An 8,581-nucleotide genomic window follows, 5' to 3' on the forward strand; every position below is an offset into this window, starting at 1 on the left:
TTATGAAGATTGGTGTGTGTGGTAACTCAACAATACAACATAAATACAAAAACTGCTACTTTTTTTGGAAAAAAGTGATGGAAATGCGTACCTTGCACTAGCCGTCGCGCTAGCGACTTGGTACAATATTATTTAGATATTCTAAATAGTCATGGTTAGGATTGTTAGCTTGTGTTTTCTCATGCGGCTCTGTCATGTACTCCCAACAAATTAAAAGTAGATTTCAATGGAGATTTATAATATCAGGAGGTACGATAATGACAATAATAGCAAGTGTAAAAGGCATTATGGTGGGCAACGGAGTTTCTGGGAATTTTTGCTGAAGTGTGCAGGGGCAGTGGGAAAAATTACGGTTAGCATGACATGAAGAATCCGGGAGGATCAAACCTCCAATTCCCATCGGGGCTGATAACAGCCCCATTTTTTTGTGGATAGTTTTTATGCAGATATTCAGTATGGCAAAAATATAAATAAGAAATAGAAAAAGAAGTGTACGGATTATATTACGAAAAGCTACGGAAGTGTAATTCTCCAGTAGCTTTTATTCTTTCTCAAACTTAATAATATCATTTGGTTCGCAATTCAAAATTTCACAAAGTCTTTCCAGTGTAAACATGGTAATAGACTTATTATGTTTTAAATTATTGATCGTTCGGGGATTAATTCCATATTTATGAATCAGTGTATAGGTGGAGATATCCCGTTTCTTCATAGTCTCCCATAATGGAGAATAGCTTATCATTTCTGCTCACTTCCCAGTCTGTAATATAATCATTATCATGGGAAAAATAATAGTTTGCTATACTGAAAAATATATCTATAATAGAGGCAAATGAAAGGAGAGCAGGGATGAAAAAATATGATGAGCTATCCAACAAAGAAAAACATAATTTTGAAGAATTCCTTATCTTAACATTCGAGTTTTCCGATGATGAGCTGGCGGTAATCGATAAGCAAAAGCCAATGACAATGGAACTTTTTTCTTCATGCCTGGCTAAATGTACAGAGCATGGACTTTATAAACTTTTTGAAAGGTTGCTGGATGAGTATCCGAAATTATCAGATAAATACGTAAAAGCTATCGAGGATGATATAAAGGATGTAGTGTTGCCAGAGAGAACTCCAGAAGAGGAGGAAGAGAGTTGGAATCGATTGTGCGAAAGGATAAAAAAGAATATGGGGATGATTTAACATGCGAATAGCTGCCGGAAAATCTGGTGGCTATTTTTTATAACAGAAATCTATGAATTAAAGTCTGGCATCCGGTCAAAAAAGACGGGATATTTTTTTATGCACTTTATTAAAAACTTTGTCTCCACACACTGTATAATCCACGAATTTCCTTTCTATAAGTGAGGGGAAATCTTTTTTGAAGCAGAAAATTAACAGATTTTTCGAATCGCCTTGTATTTCTGCCTCTGACGATTGGGTTAAGTGAGGGGATCTTTAAAGAACAAAAAAGATAAGAGCGGATCTGGTTGATAAGAATAAAATTTATTTCTTTTTGACCCTGTATAATAGCCGCTCCCGGTTACGTTAAGTGAGGGGGGAAATATTATAGAGCAAGATCCACCCGTGTTAAGCGGTTATGCCATTCCTGGCAATCCTCTAACTTACAGGTTGAGCTCTTGATGGGGATTTTCCCAGAGCAAGATCCACCCCGTAATACACTATCGTGTTTTCCTGTGTAGGGCTCTTGCTTGGGATTTCGATTCCCCATACCCTCGATGATCTGCCAATCTGGCAGATATTGGCGTCCACTGGAAAGTGGGACGCAGCACAAAAGGAAGATTCCGGCTGGACTGCCGGTTCTCCCATTTGTGATGTTACTGAAGTAACAGAAAAGAGAAGAAAGGAGGAGCTATGAGAAAAAAGAGATTAGAACGGGAACTGAACCATCCGCATTTTGTCGGAGTCCGGCTTTCGGATATTGAGCTGGAACTTCTGGACAGGAAGGCAGAGATCCTGGGGGTGTCCAGATCCGAATGCCTGCGGAAACTTCTGGTGGAAAAGGAAATCGTGCATCGGGTAGAAGTAGTTGCCGATATGGAAGAACTCCGAAGTCTGGTGGGTGCGTATGGAAAGATTGGTGTGAACCTGAATCAGATCGCACGGTACTTCAATACGGGCGGGGAACGTTCACTGGCTATGGAGGATGAAATCCGTCATTGCATTGCGGAATTGTTTGCACTTAGGGAGGAAGTGTTGAAGATGGCGGGGGATTTTGAACGGGATTTTCGGGGCAGTTAAAGTAGTCCAGACGAATTGTTCCAAAATGATACCGAAACACGACCAAACTGCATTTTTGACTGCTAGACAGGATAAACCCCAGGCAAATATATTTGAGGTCCAAAAAGCCTGTCGTAAAGGGCAAAAAATGCAAAAAATGATACCGAAACGTGACCATATTTCGCTGTCCTGTGCCGGACACTGGCAGGATGGCAGAGAGGAGGAATGTCTGTGCCGAGAATGAGCAAGAAAAGAAAACAGGAATTGGCCTTTTTTCTCAATGAAAGAGGGCGTATCGCCCACAATGACATCTGCCGGAAATGTGTTGGAGACTGCAAGCAGAGTTTCCGGACTGTGATTGTCTGTTGCCCCTGTTATGAATCCAAGCGAAGCCGCCGGCGGAAAATCAGACAGAAACAAAAGGATGGATGTGAAGAATAGAAACCAGATGGAATATTTGACAGAGCGTACCTTGATCAGGGATTTCATTCCTTACCCACGGTTTCTGTTGGATATGAACCTGACTCAGACAGCCAGGATTTTGTATGCCCTGTTGCTGGATCGGTCCAAGATTTCAAGGAATAACGGATGGAAGAATGAAAAAGGGTATATTTACGTGATTTACCCAATCATGGATTTGGCGCAAGTGTTGGTAAAGAGTCATATGACCATTAAGAAAGCTTTGAATGAACTGGAAGATGCCGGACTTTTAGAAAGACAAAAGCAGGGATTTTCAAATCCCAATCTGCTGTATGTCAGAATCCCGGCAGAGGGAAAGAAAAGTGTCCCTGAGAAGGAAAGAAAAGTATCCTTCATAGGGAAAGAAAAAGATACTTATGAGGGAAAGAAAACTGTCCCTGTGAGGGATAGAAAAGTATCCCCTAATAAAATGAGTAATAGTCAAATGATATATAGTCAAATAAATAAAGAGAGAGAAGCGCGCTCTGCCTATGGAAAATATCACAATGTGTTTCTCTCCGAAACAGAATATGGAGAATTGAAACAGGAGATCCGGGAAATAGACAGGCTGATCGAGGAACTGTCCAGCTATATGCGTTCCAGTGGAAAGCAATATGCTGATCATGCCGTTACCTTGAGAAGGTGGGCAGAACGGTCAGCCCCGGTAAAAAACATTCCGGATTATACCTGCAGTGAGGAGGACAGTCTATGAATAAGATGGTAGAAGAAACAGTAAAGAACATGATGCAGCCGGGAGAAAGAACCAGAGAGGATTACATGGGAGAAGACGGGCTCCTGTATTGTGGACAATGCCATGAACCGAAGGAGGCTTATTTCGATCAGGAAAAAGTCGGAGTTTTGGGAATAAAAAAAACATCCGCGTGAATGTGAGTGCCGGAGACAAAAGAGAAAACAGGAGGAACAGTACCGGGAACAGCAGCGTCATGAAGCTGTAGTCAGAGAATTGAAGGAACAATGTTTCTCGGATAGATCCATGAAGGAATGGACATTTAAGAATGATAAGGGACTTTCCGAAAATACCATGATTGCGAAACTATATGTGAAAGACTGGGAAACCATGAAGGCGGAGAATACAGGCTACCTCTTCTGGGGAGCAGTGGGAACCGGGAAAAGTTTTCTGGCGGGCTGTATTGCCAATGCATTGTTGGAACAGGAGATAGCGGTCCGTATGAATAATTTCGCGGAAGTGCTGAATGATCTGTCTGCTAATTTTTCAGAGAAGAATACATACATAAAAAATCTGTGCAGAGTTCCGTTGCTGATTCTGGATGATTTTGGAATGGAGCGGGGGACAGAGTATGGACTGGAACAGATCTATGCAGTGATTGACGGAAGATATCGGAGCGGGAAGCCCCTGATCGCGACGACCAATCTGACACTGCAGGAGTTAAAGAATCCGCAGGATACAGCGCATGCCAGGATTTATGACCGGCTGCTGGAGATGTGCGTGCCGGTTCAGTTTAAAGGAGAGAGTTTTCGAAAACGTACGGCTCAGGAAAAGCTGGGACGGATGCAGAAAAGAATAAAGGAGGAGATGAGGTAAATGAGACAGACAAAAGAAAGGGAGAGCAACTGCCGTCTGGCAGTGGATATTGAAGGTCTGGCCGCTATGCTTTCCTGCGGACAGATGACTGCAAGGAAGATTGCGGAAGATGCGGGAGCCCGGATCACCATCGGCCGCCGGGTATTGTATTCCGTACAGAAGGTGGAGAAATATCTGGAAGCAATAGCAGAATAGAGGAACACGGATGTGCGTGGGGTTGGTTTTGTGCTATACTTTTCATAGACAGGACAAGACCATTCCCCACAACAGGGAGGTGTGAAGATTACAGAAGAAACAGTTCAGCACGCGCCATTCGCAAAACCGCACTACATACGAATGAAGGCTGAACTGTTCCAGAAAGGAATGGTTTTGTGGCAAGAAAAGACAATAGAGGAAGAAATCTGAGGACCGGGGAATCCCAGCGCAAGGATGGACTCTATATGTACCGGTACAAAGATGAACGGACCGGCAGACGCCTGGCCGTTTATTCTCCGGATCTGGCTGAACTCAGGAAAAAAGAAAAAGAGATTGAGAAAGACCAGAGCGAAGGAATTCTGACCGATACCCAATGCAAGAACATGACTCTTAATGACCTGTTTGAGATCCACATGGATACCAGAAAGCTGGCGGAGAGTACACAGGCCAATTACAGAAGGATGTGGAACAGTCTTGTGAGGAATGAACTCGGACAGATGAAAGTGGTACAGGTAAGACCATCTCATGTACGCCTGTTTTATTCCCGGCTGAGCAAACAGAAATATTCCCACAGTACCATCAAGTTTCTCCATAATATGATCTTACCGAGCTTTGAGGTGGCTGTAGATGATGATATCATCCGGAAGAATCCGGCCAAGAGAACGCTGGGAGACTATGGGGAACCGGAAAAGAAACGCACCGCCCTGTCCTTTGACCAGCAGAAAAATCTGCTGAACTATGTAAAGAACAGCGAGGTATTCCATATCTATCTGCCTCTTTTGCAGGTGATGATCGGAACCGGGCTCCGCTGTGGAGAGCTGATCGGACTCACCTGGAAGGACGTGGATCTGAAGACCCGGACCGTATACGTGAATCATCAGCTGATCTACAAGAACTATGGAGACGGGTGTGATTTTCATGTGACCATGCCGAAGACAGAAGCCGGGATCCGGGAGATTCCCATGAGCAAGATGGTGGCAAAAGCCTTTGAGACTCAGAGACGGATGAATTTTCAGATGGGGATTCCCAGGGATGTGAAGATCGAAGGGCTTTCGAATTTCGTATTCATGAGCAGGAGCGGACGCCCTATGATGCCGACTACTGTGAACTTTATTCTCCGGGATATTGTGAAGGCGTATAACGAGGAAGAAATTGAGCGGGCAAAGCGGGAGAGGAGAAAGCCGGAAGAGCTGCCTCATATCTCCGCCCACATTCTTAGACATACAGCCTGTACCCGGATGGCAGAGACAGATCTGGATATGAAGGTCGTTCAGTACGTGATGGGACATGCCAACATCAGTGTCACGATGGAAGTTTATAACCATATCACAGACCGGTCCAGGATCGAAAGAGAGATTGCGAAGATGGATCTGGTTCAGATCATGTGATGGCTCAGATTTCTTTAAGAATGATTACAGAACTGCTCGCCATGCACTTCGCGAACAAGTTCGCTCAGTCGCGGCTGTCGCCTTATAGGTCCAAAACCGGAGCTGCCTTTATGTGAGCAAGCTCCCAAAAGGCACCCCGATTTCGTCCCTGCATGGCTCGTAGTTTTCGCGCAAATTGGTGTAGAAATGGTGTAAAAATGGTGTAGTAAGCCATTTTTTGAATAAATCGAAAATTTGGAAAGCCCGAAAAAGCCCGTAAAATCAAGCTTTTTTGAGGTTTCCCAAAAAAATTATTTAAAAAAATAGCACTCACCTCTTGACACCGCTAACAACAAGTGTTATATTACAACTAGAACAAAGGAAGAGATAAAGATCTTAAAAGAAACTTGTTCGATTTCAACACTTCGGATTTCTCCGATGGTGCTAAAATAAAACAAATTGTCATAAAGAAAGGAGACATGACTTATGGTGATGCCTAGTATTTTTGGAGAAAACTTATTTGATGACTGGATGGACTTCCCATTTGATGATGACTTCTTTGGAAGAAGGAACCCATTATATGGAAAGAATGCAAAGAACATGATGAAGACAGATGTCAGAGAGACAGATGATTCTTACGAAGTAGATATTGATCTCCCGGGATTTAAGAAAGACGAGATCAATGCCCAGCTGAAGAATGGATATCTTACCATTTCTGCAGCGAAGGGACTGGATAAAGATGAGAAGGATAAAAAAGGTAACTACATCCGCAAGGAGCGTTATGCAGGCAGCATGAGCAGGAGCTTCTATGTAGGCGATGACGTCAAACAGGAAGACATTCATGCGAAATACGAAGACGGTATCCTGAAACTGACAGTTCCGAAGAAAGATCAGAAGAAAGTAGAAGAAACATCGCACATCGCGATCGAAGGTTAATGAACCATGCGGGCGGCCGAAAAGGCCGCCCTTTTTTGTTCACCTTCTGTCAGGAAAACGGGCGAAACTGTACAGGATTCCTGGTGGTATCTTTCTGCAAAAACAGGTAAAATGAAGACAGAAATCATCAGGAGGAACAGTTGTGAATTTAGGAAATAATCTGTATCAGGCAAGGAAAAAGAAAGGGCTGTCTCAGGAGGATGCGGCTGAGAAGCTTGGAGTGAGCAGGCAGACAATCTCCAAGTGGGAGACCGATGAGACGCTTCCGGATATCCGCCAGGCAAAGCAGCTTTCGATGTTGTACGGTCTTTCACTGGATGAGCTGATTTCATTTGATGTGGAAATGCAGGAGATTCAGGATGTGATCGGCCGGATCAGTGACGAGGTGACAGAAAAGATCGACTGGACCAAAGCGTGGAGTAAAAAGTATCCGATTCTGGCGTCCTACCAGAAAGAGGTGGACATTTCGTATTATGCGGAAGAGTTGTGCAGGCTCCTGATTCGGATGGAAAAAGAATATGGATACAATGAGCTGGATTCCATGCTGGTGCTGAAAGATATTCTGGCAAGAGTGTGGAAGAACAGAGGAAAAAAGAATTCCGGGAAATAGATGATGAAAACGCAGGGCAGGCAGCGGACGATGATAGAACCGCTGCCTGCTCTGGCTTTATGTTTCGGAACCGACTGCCGTTGTGAATGCTTTCAGGCGTTCATAGAATACTTTTGCGGCCGGTGAAAATGTTTGATATTTTTTGGTGACCATATAAAGGCCTACAGATAATTCCGGACTGATTGGCCGAAATACAAGGTTTCGTCCCATGGTGTTGACAAGCCGGTCAAGGCAAAGGGCATATCCGATGCCGTGCTCCACAAGATAGGTAGTATTGTAAATCAGATTGTAGGTCGCTACGACATTCAGGGCATCCTCACCGAACCAGTCCAGATCCTGATGGCCGGAAAAGGTCTGGTCTGCCAGAATCATCGGAAGCGTTTTCAGCTGATCGATATTGATGGTGTCCTGCCCGGCGAGCGCGCAGTCCTTTGGCATCAACAGTCCGTAAACATCTTTTTGATGTAGATTCAGGTAATCGTATTTTTCCTGCCGCACCGGGCCAAGCAGAAGTCCCATATCGGAGAGCCCTTTGTCAATCCGGTCCATGATGGCGTCAGCATCCCCGCTGTAAGTATGAAGCTTGACATCCGGATAATCTCTGTGAAACTCTGCCAGAAGCCCGGCGATCATATCCATTCCTACCGTTTCGCCGCAGCCGATAAAAATATCTCCGCTCAGATGCTCGGCGTCCGTATGAAGAGCGGTCTCTGTATTTTCCAGAAGTTCCATAATCTCCTGCGCACGGTTACGAAGGAATACCCCGTCTTCCGTCAGTTCGATGCTTCGTTTTCCGCGGATAAAGAGCTGTTTTCCAAGCTGGCTTTCCAGATCCATCATCTGCCTGGAAAGGGTAGACTGGGAAATAAACAGTGTCTGAGCCGCCTTTGTAATATTCAGTTCTCTTGCTACTGCAAGAAAATAATGGAGCAGTCGCGTTTCGATCATGCCGTTTCACCCTTTCAAGTATGGAATATAAAATCAGTATAGGGTCAGTATACCACAAGTCTATCATTCCTGAAAGTGATGATAAATAAGAAGTGATAACTGTTTGTTGTTTCATGAAAACAGACCTATAATGAAATCAAACCGAAGGTTAATTGAAATCCTTACTGCAACATTGAAGTTGTAACTGCACATTGAAAACTTTATGAAGTTGTAACTGCATAATATCATGAGTAATTGCAACAGTTTTAAGCTGTTTTTCTGGCTTTGGATTGC

Annotated in this window: 10 protein-coding genes and 1 pseudogene; 9 read left to right on the plus strand and 2 right to left on the minus strand. The window is 43.9% G+C overall.

The genetic code is table 11. The features are described from left to right. Positions 1–541: 541 nt before the first annotated feature. Positions 542–742: a helix-turn-helix transcriptional regulator gene (locus B5E64_RS17505; protein WP_087169710.1), complete on the minus strand. Its 201-nt coding sequence runs from the start codon at positions 740–742 to the stop codon at positions 542–544. A 107-nt stretch (positions 743–849) separates the two neighbouring features. Here B5E64_RS17505 and B5E64_RS17510 point away from each other — a divergent pair, with 107 nt between their 5' ends. The 9 genes and pseudogenes from B5E64_RS17510 to B5E64_RS17555 all read left to right on the plus strand — a co-directional run bounded on the left by B5E64_RS17510 (position 850) and on the right by B5E64_RS17555 (position 7,360). After that, the gene (locus B5E64_RS17510) at positions 850–1,191 is read left to right on the plus strand and encodes a hypothetical protein (RefSeq protein ID WP_242960296.1); all 342 of its coding nucleotides are present in this window, start codon (positions 850–852) and stop codon (positions 1,189–1,191) included. Between the two features lie 672 nt (positions 1,192–1,863). Beyond that, positions 1,864–2,250, plus strand: coding sequence for a plasmid mobilization relaxosome protein MobC (gene mobC, locus B5E64_RS17515; RefSeq protein WP_087169711.1), 387 nt, complete (start codon positions 1,864–1,866; stop codon positions 2,248–2,250). Between the two features lie 210 nt (positions 2,251–2,460). Continuing rightward, complete coding sequence (locus tag B5E64_RS18565; protein ID WP_087169713.1) at positions 2,461–2,670, plus strand: hypothetical protein; 210 nt, start codon at positions 2,461–2,463, stop codon at positions 2,668–2,670. A 7-nt stretch (positions 2,671–2,677) separates the two neighbouring features. Next, positions 2,678–3,400, plus strand: a complete 723-nt coding sequence (locus B5E64_RS17530) for a replication initiator protein A (protein ID WP_242960298.1) — start codon at positions 2,678–2,680, stop codon at positions 3,398–3,400. After that, positions 3,397–4,252 (plus strand): annotated as a pseudogene (locus B5E64_RS17535) (ATP-binding protein). The gene B5E64_RS17530 and the pseudogene B5E64_RS17535 overlap by 4 nt, the downstream one beginning before the upstream one ends. Continuing rightward, positions 4,253–4,447, plus strand: coding sequence for a DUF6462 family protein (locus B5E64_RS17540; protein ID WP_004605493.1), 195 nt, complete (start codon positions 4,253–4,255; stop codon positions 4,445–4,447). 176 nt (positions 4,448–4,623) lie between these two features. Continuing rightward, a complete protein-coding gene (locus B5E64_RS17545) occupies positions 4,624–5,835 on the plus strand; it encodes a site-specific integrase (protein ID WP_087169715.1) in 1,212 nt (403 codons plus the stop codon). A 465-nt stretch (positions 5,836–6,300) separates the two neighbouring features. After that, positions 6,301–6,750 (plus strand): Hsp20/alpha crystallin family protein, encoded by a 450-nt coding sequence (locus tag B5E64_RS17550; RefSeq protein WP_087169716.1) that lies wholly within the window; start codon positions 6,301–6,303, stop codon positions 6,748–6,750. A 142-nt stretch (positions 6,751–6,892) separates the two neighbouring features. Continuing rightward, positions 6,893–7,360 (plus strand): helix-turn-helix transcriptional regulator, encoded by a 468-nt coding sequence (locus B5E64_RS17555; protein WP_087169717.1) that lies wholly within the window; start codon positions 6,893–6,895, stop codon positions 7,358–7,360. A 57-nt stretch (positions 7,361–7,417) separates the two neighbouring features. Here B5E64_RS17555 and B5E64_RS17560 read toward each other — a convergent pair whose 3' ends face one another. Continuing rightward, positions 7,418–8,308: a LysR family transcriptional regulator gene (locus tag B5E64_RS17560; RefSeq protein ID WP_087169718.1), complete on the minus strand. Its 891-nt coding sequence runs from the start codon at positions 8,306–8,308 to the stop codon at positions 7,418–7,420. Positions 8,309–8,581 lie beyond the last annotated feature (273 nt).

It is taken from the genome of Drancourtella sp. An12 (assembly GCF_002160935.1).
Lineage (GTDB): Bacteria > Bacillota > Clostridia > Lachnospirales > Lachnospiraceae > Sellimonas > Sellimonas catena.

Coding starts and splice junctions, on each gene's coding strand:
- B5E64_RS17505 (WP_087169710.1), bottom strand. CDS start 742: ATGATAAGCTATTCTCCATTATGGGAGACTATGAAGAAACGGGATATC.
- B5E64_RS17510 (WP_242960296.1), top strand. CDS start 850: ATGAAAAAATATGATGAGCTATCCAACAAAGAAAAACATAATTTTGAA.
- mobC (WP_087169711.1), top strand. CDS start 1,864: ATGAGAAAAAAGAGATTAGAACGGGAACTGAACCATCCGCATTTTGTC.
- B5E64_RS17530 (WP_242960298.1), top strand. CDS start 2,678: ATGGAATATTTGACAGAGCGTACCTTGATCAGGGATTTCATTCCTTAC.
- B5E64_RS17540 (WP_004605493.1), top strand. CDS start 4,253: ATGAGACAGACAAAAGAAAGGGAGAGCAACTGCCGTCTGGCAGTGGAT.
- B5E64_RS17550 (WP_087169716.1), top strand. CDS start 6,301: ATGGTGATGCCTAGTATTTTTGGAGAAAACTTATTTGATGACTGGATG.
- B5E64_RS17560 (WP_087169718.1), bottom strand. CDS start 8,308: ATGATCGAAACGCGACTGCTCCATTATTTTCTTGCAGTAGCAAGAGAA.